The sequence below is a fragment of the bacterium genome (assembly GCA_035505375.1).
Classification (GTDB): domain Bacteria; phylum Hydrothermota; class Tepidihabitantia; order Tepidihabitantales; family Tepidihabitantaceae; genus UBA2258.
On record DATJQV010000052.1, the window covers coordinates 1 to 15110 of the forward strand.

Here is a 15110-nt window from a genome sequence, read left to right on the forward strand (position 1 = left end):
GGAGACCAAGTCCGACTACGACAAGGAGAAGCTGCAGGAGCGGCTGGCGAAGCTCGCTGGCGGCGTCGCGGTCATCAACGTCGGCGCTTCCACCGAAGTCGAGATGAAGGCGAAGAAGGCGCTGGTCGAGGACGCGCTGCATGCGACCCGGGCCGCGGTCGAAGAGGGCGTAGTGCCGGGCGGCGGCATAGCGCTGACGATCAAGCTGCGTCGGTCGAACCTCGTCGGCATCACGGGCACGAACGGCAAGTCGGCAACGCCATCGTGGGGGCAGGCCGCTTCGCGTCGCGCGACGAGTTGGACCGGCAGGGCCGCATGCTGCTGCCAGAATAGCGTCTCGACAGCCCAGTTCGAGCCGGGTTCGTCGTTCAAGGATGGTGTTCCTCTTCATCGGCTTCTTCCCCAAGGTCGAGCCCAAGTGCATCAGAAGCACACCGGCACAACGCAGAACTCCATGTATTGGGGTATGCGGAGTTGCTCCGAATGGCGCCACTTCACCACCACTTCGAACCGGTCGGACGGGGCGTGTCTGGTGTGTACGTTCCACCCACACAGGGTCGGAACCAAGGTCGATCTCAAGCGGTCGGCTTTCTGCAATAGCAGAGCGTCGCTCTCTGACGGTAGCTCGAATCCGGCGATGCGCTGGAAGGAGGCCGCATGAAGAGGTGCACCAGGTCACGCGAGCATGTGCCGAGTGATTCCGAACTCGACGCGATGGACAAATTCATTCGCCTTGTCCGGGCGGGCAAGCGCCCTTCCACGGCTTCCTTCCTGAGTCGCTACCCTGAGTTTGCCGATACCCTCAGACCCGTGCTGGAGGGTATGACAGCCCTGCACACCGAGTACCGTCGGTTTCAGAAGCAGCTTCCGGGCGCGGACGTGGCGGCCGTCTTCGGCGTGCCGGGTCCCCGGGCGTCGGGCCGGAGCCGGTGAGGGCATACTCAACATGAACTGAGCCACTGTCCCCCCCTCGGTCTCCAGCGTATTACTCGTGGGGCCTGCGGAGTGCAACGCGGTGATGCCGGCCGTTGCTCTGCCGTGGCACCCGAAAGGACACGGATGAACACCGATGGTGAGGGTAAGCAGAGATCGGTCATGAGCGCCATTCAGTGCGTGCAGAGCGGCGAAGTGAACGCCTACAGCGTGATCTTTGAGATCTGCGACGATTCGCTTCGCTCGTTCATCAGTATGAGCTGCTGGCAGTTGGGCGGGGATTTCGTCTCCGAGGTCGCCATCCGCACGCACGAGTACGCCCTCAAACATCTGGCCGAGTACGACTCAGACAAAGGCGCATCGTTTCAGACATGGCTGAACTGGCAGTCGCTCAATGTCGCGGCCCAGGTGATGGCAGAACGGTGCGGGCATCGGTTCGTCCAGCGCGACGAGGGGAAACATGATGCGTACTTGCCGTCCGCTGCCGGGCCGGAGGCGGCCCAGGACGTGAAGGAGCGCGACCAGGCTTTGCGGCAGGAATTGAAGGCGCTGCCTGAGGATGAGCGGTTGACCATCGCCCATCACGACCTCGCGGGCCGCACGTTCGCCGAGACCGCCCAAGCAACCGGACTGACCGTGAGACAAGTCCGGTACAAGAGAGAACGGGCCCTGGCGGTGATGAAGCGGCGATTGCAGGAACGCGGCTTTCGACCGGTGGAGGTCGATTCCACGCCGGCTCCGATATTCTACGGCTGGGACCACACCGAGCCGGATGATGAATACACGACGTCAGTAACCGCAATCCTGCCCGATGGACCGGATACGCTGGTCGGCGCTGCGGCCCACGACTTGCCTGAGGACGAAGTAGAGAAGTAGGCCTCCCCGACACAACGCAGGCCGCCGGGTTTCCGGCGGCCTGCATCTGTTTTGGCAAATCGAGCTTTGAGAACTACATAACTATACGAAGGGGCAGAGAGGACCAGAGGTCCAGTGGTCTAGTGATCAATGGATCGAGTGGTCCGAAGCCCCGAGTCCGAACAAGCTCAAGCCGTGCGGCAAGTCCGCACAGAAAGGCAGGGTCCCATGATGGATCCAGCAAAGAGAATCGCGAACTGGAACGCGAAGTACAACACCGAGCGTATCAAGGGGACACTCGATGACAAGCGGCCAGGCATGCTGGCCAGCGTCACCGCGGTGTTCCCGATGATCACGGCCATGGAGCTGCAGGTCAAGCAGGTCTGCGATGGAGCCGGAGTGCCGACCATCCAGTACCCGTTCTACCTCAACTTCGGCCGGGAGATCTGGGCGCTTTCCCGCAAGGAAGTGTCCGGTCAGTCGCTCGCGCTCGAGGTCGCGATTCTGATCACGAAGTGGACCGCACGCGGCCTGACCCAGGCCGTGCTGCAGGCCATCCGCACCGACGTCTTCAACGTCAGCGCGCCCATCGCGCCGTAACGGGAAAAATGGGGATTGTACCGCGCCAAGTCCGACGTCGGCGCTCTGAGGGACTGTCCCCATTTTTCACGACGGTTGGGAAGGAGAGGCGGGCGGGGCTGGGCAACCGACTCCGCCCGCCGATTGACGAAGAACGAGAAACGAAGAACGATGTACGAAGCGGAAGGAGGTGGCTTCTGAGGACCAGACGAAGGCAGAAGTCAGAAGCTAGATGTCAGAAGCTAGAAGTTGGGAAGGGAAGGAGGTGATATACATGCTGTTCATAGTACAGGCGTTCGTATTCCTGCTGCAGACGGCGCTAGGGGCTTCGGGGGTTAACCTGACGCTCACGGCTGCTGGGTCTGCACCTTCGGGTGCGACGTTGCTGGGTACCACGGCAGTCGTGCAGACCGGGGTGGCCGTTTTGACCATCTCGCGCGGCACCGGGCCATCGAAGCACACGTACTGGACCGGCTACTGGTCGGCTGCCGTAAGCTAATCAGGGCTGGTGAAGGAGGAAGGGCCGCGCCATCCGGCGCGGCCTTCCGCTGGTTTCCGCGCATGGCCGGCATCTAACCGGTTGACTACTATGCCGACGATTCCGAACACCGACTTCCAGCTCGCGCACTAGTCCGGCCGCCCTTGTTTGCGTGAGGCTGGATTGACGGATACTCTTAAGGCGTGACCAGTCCTGACTCTCTCTCGGACCGCGACGCGGCGCTTGTCGCCCAAGTCGCGCGCGGGGATGAAGCCGCGTTCGAGGAGCTGGTCGGAAGGCATCAGCATTCCGTGTTCAACACCATCCACCGTTATGTCGGTGACCGCAGCGCGGCCGACGACATTGCCCAGGAAGTCTTCGTCATCGTCTGGAACAAGGCGGGCACGTTCAAGGGCAAGTCGTCGTTCGCAACGTGGCTGTATCGGATCGTCGTGAACCAGTGCTTGCAGTTCCGCCGCCGCCGACAGCGAAGGCCCGCGGCAGTCTCGATTGACGCCATGGACGCGGAAAGCCCGCCAGACGCGCTGCAGGTCGGAGACGGCCGCGAGCAGGCGGAGAGAACCGCCGCAGTAAGGCGGGCGCTGGCCGAGTTGCCTGACCGGCAGCGGATCGCCCTCGTGCTATCACACTATGAGGGACACACCTACACTGAAATTGCGGAGATGATGGGTACGTCGGTGCCGTCGGTCGAGTCGCTCATATTCAGGGCCAAGGACGAACTGCGGCGCAAGCTCATTGGCCTTCGGAGCAGACCATGAAGCAAAGTCCGAACGCCGAAGTGCGAATGTCGAAGTACAGGCAGCAGATGATACTCGCGCGCGCAAGTATTCGCATGTCACTGGCATCTAACAAGGCAGGTAGATGATGAACTGTTCAGATGTCCGCAAGAAACTGGCCGCCTTCAGCGATGGCGGCCTAGACCCGGCGGCCAAAGAGCTGGTTTCCCGGCACTTGGATTCGTGTCCCGGCTGCCGGGAGGAACTCGTCCAGTTGCAGCAGCTCGATTCCGAGCTCGACCGGTTCGCCGCAGTCGAGCCCGAACCGTATTTCTCGACGCGGGTCAGGCAACGGATTGCCGCCCGGCAGGCACATCGACGGTCGCCGTGGTTTGGCCGCGTGCTGGTACCAACCGGAGCCGTCGGAGCGATCTTGTTTGCTGCCTTGGTGGGAACCAGCCTGGGCAAGACCGTGTATGGTTGGAGAACATCGGCGCGGACGACAACGCAAGTCGCCGGAACCAGCCTTTCCGTGCTCGATGTGCCGGAGAGCGGGTCCCTCGCTCAGTTCAGCGAGCGGCTTTTCCCGGGAGGTGGAAATGAATAGGAAGTTGCTCGTCGTCGGCCTCGTGGTCTCGGTGTTGATAAACCTCGTGGCGATTTTCACGTTCGGTTCCTTCTGGCGTGAGGAATCACGCCGCAGGCATGGTCCGCCGCCCGCGCCCGCAGCCGGCAATCCGCAGCAATCGTTGGGCGCACTGAAAGAAAGATTCCAGCTCACCGACGCGCAGATGGACACGATGCGCGCCCTCTTTGAGTTCCGACGTACGACCCAGCGGCCGGTGCGCGACCGGCTGGAGGCACAGCAGGCAGAGATACTCAGGCTCCTGCAGGAACCGGAACTCAACCAGGCCCGCGTGGACTCGCTGCTGCAGGGCGTCATTGCCGCCCAGGATTCGCTCGAAGCCGGGGCGCTGGGAGTGATGTTGCGCATGAGGAACGCCCTGACACCTGAGCAGCGTCTCCGTCTGCCGGAGTTGTTCCGCGACCTGCAGCAGGCCGGGCAGCAGCCGCAGAGCGGCTCTCGTCCCGGTCCGGATAAGGAACCGGGCAAAGGTCCTCGCCCCGGGCCAGGGGGAGAACCTCGGCCCGGCCAAATGCCTTCAGAAGGACCGGGCCCCGGCCAGCCGCCGCCCGCAGGCCCTGGTCACAAGTAGAACGACATCGCATTGAGCCGGCACGTCGCTGCTCGAATCGCCGCGATACTGGCTCTTGCGCTCGTCCTGTCGGCCAATGGGCTTGACTATCCGGTCGTGGATACCCACCAGGATAGCTGCTACGACACACTCCACGTTATCCCACCGCCCGCGCCGGGCCAGCCGTTCTTCGGCCAAGACGCCCAGTTCAACGGCAATCAGCCGTCGTACCGGAAGAACGGCGACGGCACGGTGACGGACCTGAACACAGGCCTGATGTGGGTGCAGGAGCGCGGCGTTATGACGTCGGCGGACAGCGCCATATCGGGCGCGGCCGACTGCCGGATCGGAGGCTATTCGGACTGGCGGCTGCCGAACGCCAAGGAGCTGCAGTCCGTCGTGGACTACACGCGCGCGCCTGCGGCCATCAACTCGTCCCAGCGCGGGCCGGCAATCGACACGTCGGTCTTCGCAATCACCGCCATAACCAACGAGCGCGGGGACACTGACTACCCGTGGTTTTGGACCGGCACGACCCATCTCGACGGGCCGCTTGGCTCACAGTACACGCCGGCGGTCTACGTCACGTTCGGCCGGGCCTCGGGCTGGATGATGCTCCCCGGCAACTCGTACTATTCGTTCCTCGACGTGCACGGTGCCGGGGCGCAGCGGTCCGACCCCAAGCGCGGCAGCCCGAAAGACTTCTACCTCGGCCTCGACTCGCTGGGCGATTCGGTATTCGGCCGGGGTCCGCAGGGCGACTGCATCCACATCGAGAACTACGTCCGGCTGGTCCGCAACGCCGGCGCCGGCATAGAACAAGGGCACAGCGCGCTGCCTGGCCGCGACCGCCCGACATTTACCGCATGCCCCAACCCGTTCCGCACCCAGACAGCTATCAGCCTACAGCTAACGGCTAACAGCCCGGCGCGGATAGCGGTGTGCGATGCGTCCGGCCGCATCATCCGCTCGTTCGCTATTCGCAAATCGCCATTCGCCAATCGTTATTCAGTAACCTGGGACGGTGCCGACGGCAGCGGCAGTCGCGTCAGCCCGGGCGTCTGCTTCTTCAGGCTCGACTGCGCTGGGACCGCTGCTGAAGCCAAGCTGCTCAAGCTGGACTAGCGGTCAGCAACGACAAACGGTGTGACAAAGGGCGGGGACTGAATCGCGATCGTTCTTCATGGGTCAGCGCCGGTCCCGCACTCAACCCAGGAAAGCATCATGCGTTTGATGCACTGCGACTCCTTGTGGCAGCCGGAGCACCGCAAGTTTGACGGCTACCGGAGCATCTAAATAGCGGTATGGGCATATTATCAGTACTTCTTCTGAGCTTCGCGCTGAGGTCGACCGTAGCTCAGGTCCCGAGTTCCGGCATCAGCGCCATGCAGTTGGATCTGCCGGCCATGACACTCATCAAGAGCGGGGATTTTGTGATGGGTGACCATTATGGCTATGTTGACACGGCACATCCGAGCGACGAGGTTCCTCTGCATACGGTCCATATAGACTCTTTCTACATCGGCACTTACATCACCACCAATCAGGAGTACTGCGACTATCTGAACTCCGCGTATGGGCAGGGGCTCATCCATGTAAACAACAACATCGTCTATCCGGTGGGCGACACTCACATGCTATACCTCACCCATCAGGATTCGGTGTACTACAGCATCGGCTGGAACGGCAGCACGTTCTCGGTCGTCGATTTCAGGGCTAAGCACCCGGTCGTGGGTGTGCTGTGGCTGGGCACGGCCGCGTACTGCAACTGGTTGAGCCAGCAGGAGGGATTCTCCCAGTGCTACGACCTTTCGACCGGGAAGTGCGATTTCACCAGGAACGGCTTCCGGCTGCCCACCGAGGCGGAATGGGAATACGCCGGCAGGGGCGGGCAGTACAATCCATACTACATCTATCCCTGGGGGAATGACACGACGAACCCGGCCATCGCCAACTGGCCAAGTTCCGGCGACCCGTATGAAACGGGTCCGTATCCGTATACTACGCCGGTCGGATTCTACGACGGGTCGCTGAGGCGGAAATCCGACTACAACTGGCCCGGCAGTGATACGACCTACCAGACGGCAAACGGAGGCAACGCGTACGGCCTTTACGACATGGCGGGCAATGTCTGGGAGTTCATCAACGACTGGTACAACAAGGACTACTACAGCGTCAGCCCCTATTCCAATCCGCCTGGTCCGGACACGGGCTCAACCATGCCCGATGGGAAACCCTGCCACGGCATGAGGGGCGGGAATTGGTGGAGCGGGACCTTTGGCTGGTCGCGAGTCTCGAACCGCGACCCTTCGTACTACCGCGGGCCGGGGAACGACTGGTTCCACGTCGGATTCCGGGTCGCTCGTCCCTTGCGTGGGGCGGGCGTCGACGATGGCGCTGTGACAACTCCGCGCCTCAAGCTGCTGGCGAACAATCCCAATCCGTTCCGTTTCTCAACCCGCCTCACGTACAGCGTTCCGTCAACGGGGCTCGTGACGCTGCGGGTGTACGACGTCCTGGGGCACGAGGTGGCGACGCTGGTCAACGCGACGAAGCAGCCCGGCTCCTACGCCGTACAATGGGATGCGCGCAGAAACGCGGCAGGCGTTTACTCGTGCCGTTTGCAGGCCGGCGGTGAGACGACGACCCGCACACTGCAACTGGTCAAGTAATCTTGTACCGACAACCATGAAACCACAAGGAGATGCGATGGCGAGGAAGAGTCTGTTTGTGCTTCTGCTGCTGGTGCTGGGTCACCAATCGCTGTTCGGACAGCCGCGCACAGTCGGCCTGTTTCTGAACGACACGACCCAGGCCTACAAGGGCTATACGCTGTTCTATCCGAAGCTGTACAAGTCAACCTACCTGATCAACAACGAAGGGCGCCTGGTCCACAAGTGGTCGAGGAGCACCTATGCACCGGGCCAGGCGGTTTTCATCCTTTCCAACGGCAATCTCCTGCGGACGTGCAGCGTAGTGAACGACTCGGTCAACACCGGCGGCGGTGAGGGCGGAAGGGTCGAGGAATACACGTGGGATGACTCGCTGGTCTGGCAGTTCGATTACTCGACCTCGACCTACATGACTCACCATGATATTCGCCAGCTCCCCAACGGGAATATCATCATGATCGCCTGCGAGAAGAAGACCATTCCCGAGGTCATCCAGGCCGGTTTCGACACGAGCAAGTTCTCGGCCGAGTTCTACCAGAACGGCTACCTTCTTCCCGACTACGTCATCGAAGTCCAGCCCACGTTCCCATCGGGCGGCAACATCGTCTGGGCATGGCACGTCTGGGACCACCTCATCCAGGACTTCGACTCGACCAAGTCGAACTACGGCGTGGTCTCCAGCCACCCGGAGCTCATCAGTTGTGACGCGCCGGGCGGGAGCGGGACCCTGGCCTGCTTTTGGAACCACATGAACGCCATCTACTACAACGCGAAGTTCGACCAGATTTGTCTGAGCGTGCGCGGCAACAGCGAGGTGTGGGTCATCGACCACTCGACGACGACCGTCCAGGCAGCCGGCCATTCCGGAGGAAAGTACGGCCACGGCGGAGACCTGCTGTACCGCTGGGGAAATCCGGCAGAATACAAGCTGGGCAACCAGAGCAACGAGATGCTCTTTCAGCAGCACGACGCGCACTGGGTTGACTCAGGCTGTCCGGGCGCCGGCGACATGCTCTGTTTCAACAACGGCGAAGGCCGGAATTACTCATCCATCGACCAGTTCACGCCGCCGGTCGACACAGCCGGAGTCTATCACCGGGGTTCCGGCCAAGCCTTCGGCCCGACCGCGTTGAGCTGGACTTTCGTCTACACGCCGCCCGAGTCGATGTTCGCGCAGGATATCTCCAGCGCCCAGCGTGAGCCGAACGGGAACACGCTGATCTGCAACGGTCCGCTCGGACGGTTCTTCGAAGTGACGTCAGCGGGCACGATAGTCTGGAAGTACGTGAACCCGGTCGTGCAGAACGGGCCCCTGCACTACAACGACAGCATTCCCCACGACCCGCACAAGTCCGACCAGTTGCAGAACGACGAATTCCGGGTGCAGCGTTATGCGCCGACCTACGCGGCGTTCAACGGCAAAGACCTGACGCCCGGCGACCCCGTTGAGCTGGGTGGATTCGCGGTCGCGGAACCGGCCTCGACCCTCGTACCGGCCAGCGCCAGATTCCTCGCCGGACCCAGCGCTTTCCGAGATAACGCGACTATCGCCTTCTCCCTGCCCGAGGCGGCCGAAGTGGAGCTTGCGGTGTACGACTGCCGCGGCGCGCTGGTTACCGTGCTGGGCAGGGGTCCGTTGTCTGCCGGCTCGCACCGGTTCGCGTGGCATGCCGGGTCCTCGCCCAACGGCGTCTACGTCTGCCGCCTGCGGACGGGCACCGTGACTCTGAGTGAGAAACTGCTTAAGCTTGACTAGGAGTTATGCATGAAGCGCCTGGTTAGATTCGGTAGTCTCTTTGCCTCCCTCTTCCTGCTGCTGGCCGCGGCATCGCCAGTCGCGGCAGTGCAGCATACGCTGGGTCTTTTCCTCGACGACTCAGCCGCCTGCAACGGCTACACACTATTCTGCCCGCTGCACTACGGCACGGCCTATCTCATCAACGACAGCGGCATGCTCTGTCACTCGTGGCCCAGCATCCAGGCCGGCCAATGCGCGTGGCTGCTGGAGAACGGTGAGCTGCTGCATACCGGCAACGCCGGCAACAACTCCTACTTTCCGAATGCCGGCGGCGGTGGGAGATTCATGGAGTACGATTGGGACGGCAACCTGGTTTGGAGCTTCAAGTACTCGGACAGCATGCACCTCCAGCACCACGAGGTCAGGCAGCTTCCCAACGGCAACGTGCTGGCAATCGCATATGACCGCGTGCCCTACAGCCAGGCCATCGCCGAGGGACGCCGGCCCGACTACCTGCCCGACAGCGTCGTGTGGGCGGATGAGGTCATTGAAGTGCAGCAGACCGGCGAGTCCACCGGCACGGTTATCTGGGAGTGGCACGTGCAGGACCATCTGATTCAGGACTACGACTCGACCAAACTGAACTTCGGCGTGGTGGGCAACCACCCGGAGCTGGTCGACTTCAACTTCGGGCCGACCAAGGCCTGTTGGAATCACACCAACTCAATCTACTACAACGCCGACCTTGACCAGATTCTCCTCAGTGTTCGGAACAACAGCGAGATATGGGTCATCGACCACTCGACGACCACCACCCAGGCAGCAAGTCACACCGGAGGAAAGTACGGCCACGGCGGAGACCTGCTGTACCGCTGGGGCAATCCCCAAGCCTACCGCGCCGGAACCGCCTCCGACCAGAAGCTCTTCCAGCAGCACGACGCCGAGTGGATTCCTGCGGGCTGTCCGGGAACGGGCCACATGACCATTTTCAACAACGGCCTCGGACGTCCGGGAGGAAACTACACGACCGTGGACGAGATAGTGCCGCCTGTGGACTCGCTCGGCAACTACTACCTGCCTACCGGCGGGCACTACGGCCCGGACACGATGGCATGGATATACGCCGCGTCTCCCGAAACGAGCTTCCATTCACTGGAAATCGGCTGCGCGCAGCGCGAGCCCAATGGTAACACGCTGATTGACGACGGCACCCATGGCGTCTTCTTCGAGATCGCCCCGGATACGAGCATGGTCTGGCGGTACGTGAACCCGGTTAGCGATTCCGGCCCGCTTTATCAAGGCGACACGGCCGGGAACGACCCCAACCATTCGGATCAGAAGATGAGTTCCGTGTTCAAGATTCACCGCTATGCGCCGGACTACGCCGGCCTCGTCGGCCACGACCTCACTCCGCAGGGCCCGATTGAGCGCCACCTGCCGGGCGTCGCGGAACAGGCAGCCCGAATCGTGTCGGCGCCGCGCCTGCTCACGAACCTGCCCGGTGTTCTCACCATCGCCAACCTGCCCGCGCAGGGCGAGGTCGAGCTTTACTCGGTGTCGGGTCGCTTGCTGCGGCGAACAGCCGTAGCAGTTGGCCAGTCGTCGCTCCGGCTTGACCTCAAGTCTCTGCCGGCCGGCGCCTGCCTCTGCGTCGTCAAAGGAGCAAGCGGCGAAGTTGCACTGCGAGCCAAGGCCGTAATAATCAGATAGCGCGTGAAAACAGCGACAGTTCTGACGCTCGGCCTTCTCCTGTTCGAAATCGGCCTTGTCTCAGCCCAGCCTGAGCCATGGGTGCATCCGGACGGATCAATCCATTACTACAACGCGGTCGCGGCTCCTGCCGGCATCAACTGGGCTGCGGCGTCGGACTCGGCGCAACGTCCCGGCGGCTATCTTGCCACCATTACCTCGCAGGCCGAGAACGATTTCGTCTACGGTCTCGTTGATTCCGGCATCTACTGGCACCAACGTTCGGGCAAGTGGGCCGGGCCGTGGCTGGGCGGCAAACAGCGGCTCGGTGCGCCCGAGCCGGACAGCGGCTGGCAGTGGATAGACGGCGAGCCCTTCAGCTACAGCAACTGGTCGCCGGGTGAGCCCGACAACCAGGGCGACGAAAACGCTATCAACTTCGGCGAGTCCGCGAGCGGCCGGATTCCCACGTGGAACGACTTGAGCGACGCCGACACCGCAGTCCACGGCTACGTCGTCGAGCTCTCGGCCGACTCGACCACCATCGGGCTGCTCCAGAACGACACGAACGCGTCCGTCGGCTACAACCTGTTCGAGTCGAACCGCGCGCGCTTCATCTACCTCGTCGACAACAAGGGCCGCTACATCCACTCCTGGTACAGTACCTATCCGCCCGGGCTGTCCAACTACCTGCTCGAAGACGGTAGCCTGCTCCACACCGCGATGATAGGCAACACCCACTTCACGCCGGGCGGCAGCGGCGGCCGAGTCGAGCGCTACGACTGGGACGGCAACCGGACCTGGTTCTACAACTACTCGAGCAGCAACTACTGCCAGCACCATGACGTCGAGCCCCTGCCGAACGGCCACGTGCTGCTGGTGGCCTGGGAGCTGAAGACGCGAGCCGAGGCCATCGCGGCCGGCAGAGATACGACCAAGCTCACCGACAACGAACTCTGGCCCGACCATGTGGTCGAGGTCGACACGGCGAACGACAGCATCGTCTGGGAGTGGCACGTCTGGGACCACGTAATACAGGACTACGACTCCACCAAATCCAACTACGGCGTGGTGGCCAACCACTCGGAACTGGTTGACCTGAACTACATCCGGAACGGGAATACCGGCGCCGACTGGATTCACACCAATGCCGTTGACTACAACCCGCAGTTCGACCAGATACTGCTGAGCGCGCACGACTTCGGCGAGGTCTGGGTGATTGACCACTCGACCACGACCGCGCAGGCAAAGGGTCACACCGGCGGCCGTTACGGTATGGGCGGCGACCTGCTCTACCGCTGGGGCAATCCGCAAGCCTACCGCGCCGGCGGTACGAGCAACCGGAAGTTCTACGGCCAGCACGACTCCAAGTGGATAGTGACCGGACTGCCCGGGGCCGGCCACATCATGGTCTACAATAACGGCCCGGGCAGGCCCGGTGGCCAGTACTCGACGGTTGACGAATTCGTCCCGGACTGCGACAGCACCGGCCACTACAATCGTCCCGCGCCGGGCAGCCCGTTCGGCCCGTCCGCGCAGTCCTGGATATATGCGGCCACGCCGCCGGCCAGCTTCTTCTCGGCGAGCATCTCGGGTGCTGAGCGTCTGCCGAACGGCAACACCCTCATCTGCGAAGGTAACAGCGGCTACTTCTTCGAGGTGACGCGCGACTCACAGGTCATCTGGCGCTACCTCAACCCGCAGACCGACTCGCTGCGCCTGTACCAGGGCGACACGGTTCCGAGTGGCGTCTCGGACAAGCAGAACGCCACGTTCCGCGTCACCCGGTACGCGCCCGACTACGCGGGCCTCGTCGGCAAGAACCTGACGCCCGGATACCCGCTAGAGCGCTACCGCTCGCCGGTGCTGGGGCTGGCCGAAGTTGCGAGGCAACCTGTTCGTCCCGGCATTGCCCTCAGCGTGCAGCCGAATCCCGCTCGGGTGGGGAGCGCTATCAGCCTACAGCTAACTGCTAACGGCTCGGAGCAAGTCTCGGTCTTCGACGCTTCCGGCCGCCTCATCCGGTCCCTCCCTCAATCTAGAATCTCCAATCTTGCATCCAAAATGATCTGGGACGGTCGCGACGCTTCCGGCCGTCTCTGTCCGCCGGGCGTCTACGTCTGCCGCCTCTCTGCCACCGGCGGCGCGGCGACGCGGAAGCTGGTGCTCGCGAACTAGGGCCGTACAAGGAGAAAGAGCATGAACACCAAGGTCTTGATTTTCCTTCTCGCTGTTGTCTTTGGTTCGGCGTTTGCGGCGCCGCCTTTGCCCGCACCCACGCTCGACACCGTGAACTTCATCGGCGCTGAGATACTCAGCCGGCCGACCAACCACTCAGTGACGGTCAGTGTCATACCCAGGGTCGCGCTCGTAGTCCGCTTCGAATACGGCACCGACACGACCTACGGCAGCCTGACGCCGGCGGAGACGACCGTGGCCGACACGCCGCACTTCTTCGTGCTCGGCGGGCTACTGCCCGACCTGCAATACTACTACCGAATGCGCTACGTTGTCGTGGCAAACGGCGAATCGCTCGTGGGTCCGGGCCGCACGTTCCACACTCAGCGACCTCCGGGCGAGAAGTATGTCTTCGACGTCGAGGCCGACCCCCACATGCTCCCGGCCCAGGGTGACACAGCGCCGGCGTTTGAGCAGACGCTCGCGACCCTCGCGGCCGACAAGCCCGACTTCCTAGTCGACCTTGGTGACAACTTCATGTTCGACAAGTGGAAGACGCCCGCCCCGGAAACCATCCTGATGCGGGTGCTCGACTACCGCCAATGGTGGAGCGAGGCCTGTCACTCGATACCGCTCTTCATCACTCTCGGTAACCACGAAGGTGAGCAGGGCTGGGACCTCGACTCGACGCCAACGAGTACGCCGGTGCTCTTCACCAACGCCCGCAAACGCTACTACTGGAACCCGGTGCCGGACGGCTTCTACACCGGCGACACCATTCCGGAGCAGTACGTCGGCCTGCGCCAGGACTACTACGCCTGGAACTGGGGCAACGTCCAGTTCGTGGTGCTCGACCCCTACTGGCATACCATGACCAAACCGCACGGTCTGGAGACCAACTGGGACTGGACCCTGGGTCGAGCCCAATACGACTGGCTCAAACAGACGCTCGAGCAAAGCAGCGCGAAGTTCAAGTTCGTATTCATCCACCACCTGGTCGGCGGCAATATCGACTCGTCGGCGCGGGGTGGAATCGAATACGCCCATTTCTACGAATGGGGCGGGCTCCGTTCTGACAGCACCTGGGGCTTCGACTCGCTCCGTTCGGGCTGGGGCGTGCCGATTCACCAACTGCTGATTGACAACCACGTGGACATCCTCTGGCACGGCCACGACCACTTCTTCGGCAAACAGGACACCGACGGCATCGTCTACCAGGAGTGCCCGCAGCCTGCGCGTGCGAGGTGGGAAAGCCTGCCTAACCAAGCGCCCAAGTACGGCTACAAGAGCGGCGTCATCATGGGCAGCCGCGGCTACACGCGGGTCACGATGGACGACACCAGCGCCAAGGTCGAGTACGTCCGCACTTTCCTGCCCAGCGAGACTTCGGCCGTCCACCACAACGGCGACGTCGCCTACTCCTACACTATCGTCAAGCACGGCAGCGGCGGAGTCGATAGTCCAAAGTCATTGCCGAGTCCCGCGTCTATCTCAGTCTCGCCCAACCCATTCCGTACGAGGACGGCTATCAGCTTACAGCTAACGGCTCACAGCCCGGCGCGGATAGCGGTCTACGACGCATCGGGTCGCCTAGTCCGTGTCCTTGCCTCGCCCCGACCCCTGACCCCCGACCCCTGGTCCCTGATCTGGGATGGCCGCGACCAGGTCGGCGCAATTGTGCCGCCCGGCGTTTACTTTGTCAGGGCCGCCGATGGCGTCAGGCAGCAGATTGTCAAAGTGAGATAGGCGTCAGCCGAAAACTCACGCCCTCCGCAGTCCTGACGCCTGCCGGCCCGCGCCGCAGCCGGGGAGGCAATTCTCCGAGCAAGCCGGAGAGCAACGGCCGGGGTTAACTCGGGAGCAACCCGGACAGGAACCCTCGGACTTGCTCGGGTCGTAACGCTCCGACCAACCCGGAGAGGAACCGGTGGAGCAACGGGTAGACTAACCGGGGAAGCTAACCGAAGAGGAACCGGTAGACCAACCCGGCGAGCTACGATGGAGGTTCATCTGGGAATTGCGGTGGAGACAACCCTTCGGGCTATACCTCAACCT

13 protein-coding genes and 1 pseudogene are annotated in these 15110 nt (G+C 62.6%); all 14 read left to right on the forward strand.

Features of this window, described 5'->3' with window-relative positions; all coding sequences use genetic code 11:
- The 14 genes and pseudogenes from groEL to VMH22_08570 all read left to right on the forward strand — a co-directional run bounded on the left by groEL (window position 1) and on the right by VMH22_08570 (window position 14801).
- Window positions 1-196 (forward strand): annotated as a pseudogene (gene groEL / locus VMH22_08505) (chaperonin GroEL).
- A 461-nt stretch (window positions 197-657) separates the two neighbouring features.
- Window positions 658-933 (forward strand): hypothetical protein, encoded by a 276-nt coding sequence (locus tag VMH22_08510; GenBank protein HTW91735.1) that lies wholly within the window; start codon window positions 658-660, stop codon window positions 931-933.
- A gap of 162 nt (window positions 934-1095) precedes the next feature.
- Window positions 1096-1809: a sigma-70 family RNA polymerase sigma factor gene (locus VMH22_08515; GenBank protein HTW91736.1), complete on the forward strand. Its 714-nt coding sequence runs from the start codon at window positions 1096-1098 to the stop codon at window positions 1807-1809.
- A 207-nt stretch (window positions 1810-2016) separates the two neighbouring features.
- On the forward strand, window positions 2017-2388 hold the full coding sequence (locus VMH22_08520) for a hypothetical protein (protein HTW91737.1): 372 nt from the start codon (window positions 2017-2019) through the stop codon (window positions 2386-2388).
- 253 nt (window positions 2389-2641) lie between these two features.
- Window positions 2642-2866: a hypothetical protein gene (locus VMH22_08525; GenBank protein ID HTW91738.1), complete on the forward strand. Its 225-nt coding sequence runs from the start codon at window positions 2642-2644 to the stop codon at window positions 2864-2866.
- Between the two features lie 182 nt (window positions 2867-3048).
- The gene (locus tag VMH22_08530; protein ID HTW91739.1) at window positions 3049-3624 is read left to right on the forward strand and encodes a sigma-70 family RNA polymerase sigma factor; all 576 of its coding nucleotides are present in this window, start codon (window positions 3049-3051) and stop codon (window positions 3622-3624) included.
- A 103-nt stretch (window positions 3625-3727) separates the two neighbouring features.
- Complete coding sequence (locus VMH22_08535; GenBank protein ID HTW91740.1) at window positions 3728-4189, forward strand: zf-HC2 domain-containing protein; 462 nt, start codon at window positions 3728-3730, stop codon at window positions 4187-4189.
- A complete protein-coding gene (locus VMH22_08540) occupies window positions 4182-4799 on the forward strand; it encodes a periplasmic heavy metal sensor (protein ID HTW91741.1) in 618 nt (205 codons plus the stop codon). The genes VMH22_08535 and VMH22_08540 overlap by 8 nt, the downstream gene beginning before the upstream one ends.
- A 12-nt stretch (window positions 4800-4811) precedes the next feature.
- Window positions 4812-5903: a DUF1566 domain-containing protein gene (locus VMH22_08545; GenBank protein HTW91742.1), complete on the forward strand. Its 1092-nt coding sequence runs from the start codon at window positions 4812-4814 to the stop codon at window positions 5901-5903.
- Between the two features lie 179 nt (window positions 5904-6082).
- On the forward strand, window positions 6083-7450 hold the full coding sequence (locus VMH22_08550; GenBank protein ID HTW91743.1) for an SUMF1/EgtB/PvdO family nonheme iron enzyme: 1368 nt from the start codon (window positions 6083-6085) through the stop codon (window positions 7448-7450).
- 37 nt (window positions 7451-7487) lie between these two features.
- The gene (locus VMH22_08555; GenBank protein ID HTW91744.1) at window positions 7488-9206 is read left to right on the forward strand and encodes an aryl-sulfate sulfotransferase; all 1719 of its coding nucleotides are present in this window, start codon (window positions 7488-7490) and stop codon (window positions 9204-9206) included.
- A gap of 9 nt (window positions 9207-9215) precedes the next feature.
- Window positions 9216-10898, forward strand: a complete 1683-nt coding sequence (locus tag VMH22_08560) for an aryl-sulfate sulfotransferase (protein HTW91745.1) — start codon at window positions 9216-9218, stop codon at window positions 10896-10898.
- A gap of 3 nt (window positions 10899-10901) precedes the next feature.
- Entirely contained in the window at window positions 10902-13055 is a 2154-nt protein-coding gene (locus tag VMH22_08565) for an aryl-sulfate sulfotransferase (GenBank protein ID HTW91746.1), read from the forward strand.
- Window positions 13056-13076: 21 nt separating this feature from the next.
- Window positions 13077-14801, forward strand: a complete 1725-nt coding sequence (locus VMH22_08570; protein HTW91747.1) for a metallophosphoesterase — start codon at window positions 13077-13079, stop codon at window positions 14799-14801.
- Window positions 14802-15110: the final 309 nt, after the last annotated feature.

Excerpts from the sequence above, each read along its gene's own strand:
- VMH22_08540 (HTW91741.1), top strand. The coding sequence starts at position 4,182 with ATGAATAGGAAGTTGCTCGTCGTCGGCCTCGTGGTCTCGGTGTTGATA.
- VMH22_08560 (HTW91745.1), top strand. The coding sequence starts at position 9,216 with ATGAAGCGCCTGGTTAGATTCGGTAGTCTCTTTGCCTCCCTCTTCCTG.
- VMH22_08570 (HTW91747.1), top strand. The coding sequence starts at position 13,077 with ATGAACACCAAGGTCTTGATTTTCCTTCTCGCTGTTGTCTTTGGTTCG.
- VMH22_08555 (HTW91744.1), top strand. The coding sequence starts at position 7,488 with ATGGCGAGGAAGAGTCTGTTTGTGCTTCTGCTGCTGGTGCTGGGTCAC.
- VMH22_08520 (HTW91737.1), top strand. The coding sequence starts at position 2,017 with ATGATGGATCCAGCAAAGAGAATCGCGAACTGGAACGCGAAGTACAAC.
- VMH22_08550 (HTW91743.1), top strand. The coding sequence starts at position 6,083 with ATGGGCATATTATCAGTACTTCTTCTGAGCTTCGCGCTGAGGTCGACC.
- VMH22_08510 (HTW91735.1), top strand. The coding sequence starts at position 658 with ATGAAGAGGTGCACCAGGTCACGCGAGCATGTGCCGAGTGATTCCGAA.
- VMH22_08535 (HTW91740.1), top strand. The coding sequence starts at position 3,728 with ATGATGAACTGTTCAGATGTCCGCAAGAAACTGGCCGCCTTCAGCGAT.
- VMH22_08515 (HTW91736.1), top strand. The coding sequence starts at position 1,096 with ATGAGCGCCATTCAGTGCGTGCAGAGCGGCGAAGTGAACGCCTACAGC.
- VMH22_08525 (HTW91738.1), top strand. The coding sequence starts at position 2,642 with ATGCTGTTCATAGTACAGGCGTTCGTATTCCTGCTGCAGACGGCGCTA.